At 56.2% G+C, this 1,340-nt stretch carries 1 rRNA gene (cut by a window edge); it reads left to right on the forward strand.

Annotated features, from left to right (window positions below):
- Positions 1 to 1,318: ribosomal RNA gene (locus tag AB0G32_RS40180) — 23S ribosomal RNA — on the forward strand (it extends 1,399 nt beyond the left edge of the window).
- Positions 1,319 to 1,340 lie beyond the last annotated feature (22 nt).

Raw genomic sequence — 1,340 nt, forward strand, 5'->3', positions numbered from 1 at the left:
TATGGCGGCCCGTACCCTAAACCGACTCAGGTGGTCAGGTAGAGAATACCGAGGCGTTCGGGTGAACTATGGTTAAGGAACTCGGCAAAATGCCCCCGTAACTTCGGGAGAAGGGGGGCCACATCCGGTGAGGGAACTTGCTTCCTGAGCTGGGGGTGGCCGCAGAGACCAGCGAGAAGCGACTGTTTACTAAAAACACAGGTCCGTGCGAAGCCGTAAGGCGATGTATACGGACTGACGCCTGCCCGGTGCTGGAACGTTAAGGGGACCGGTTAGTCACATTTCGGTGTGGCGAAGCTGAGAACTTAAGCGCCAGTAAACGGCGGTGGTAACTATAACCATCCTAAGGTAGCGAAATTCCTTGTCGGGTAAGTTCCGACCTGCACGAATGGCGTAACGACTTCTCGACTGTCTCAACCATAGGCCCGGTGAAATTGCACTACGAGTAAAGATGCTCGTTTCGCGCAGCAGGACGGAAAGACCCCGGGACCTTTACTACAGTTTGATATTGGTGTTCGGTTCGGCTTGTGTAGGATAGCTGGGAGACTGTGAACTCTGGACGCCAGTTCAGGGGGAGTCGTCGTTGAAATACCAGTCTGGTCGTGCTGGATGTCTAACCTGGGTCCGTGATCCGGATCAGGGACAGTGTCTGATGGGTAGTTTAACTGGGGCGGTTGCCTCCTAAAGAGTAACGGAGGCGCCCAAAGGTTCCCTCAGCCTGGTTGGTAATCAGGTGTTGAGTGTAAGTGCACAAGGGAGCTTGACTGTGAGACCGACGGGTCGAGCAGGGACGAAAGTCGGGACTAGTGATCCGGCGGTGGCTTGTGGAAGCGCCGTCGCTCAACGGATAAAAGGTACCCCGGGGATAACAGGCTGATCTTCCCCAAGAGTCCATATCGACGGGATGGTTTGGCACCTCGATGTCGGCTCGTCGCATCCTGGGGCTGGAGTCGGTCCCAAGGGTTGGGCTGTTCGCCCATTAAAGCGGTACGCGAGCTGGGTTTAGAACGTCGTGAGACAGTTCGGTCCCTATCCGCTGTGCGCGTAGGAGTCTTGAGAAGGGCTGTCCCTAGTACGAGAGGACCGGGACGGACGAACCTCTGGTGTGCCAGTTGTTCTGCCAAGGGCATGGCTGGTTGGCTACGTTCGGGAGGGATAACCGCTGAAAGCATCTAAGCGGGAAGCCTGCTTCGAGATGAGGACTCCCACCCCCTTGAGGGGTTAAGGCTCCCAGTAGACGACTGGGTTGATAGGCCAGATATGGAAGCACCGTAAGGTGTGGAGTTGACTGGTACTAATAGGCCGAGGGCTTGTCCTCAGTTGCTCGCGTCCACTGTGTT

Origin of the sequence: Streptomyces sp. NPDC023723, from assembly GCF_040639815.1 — a bacterium.
GTDB lineage: Bacteria > Actinomycetota > Actinomycetes > Streptomycetales > Streptomycetaceae > Streptomyces.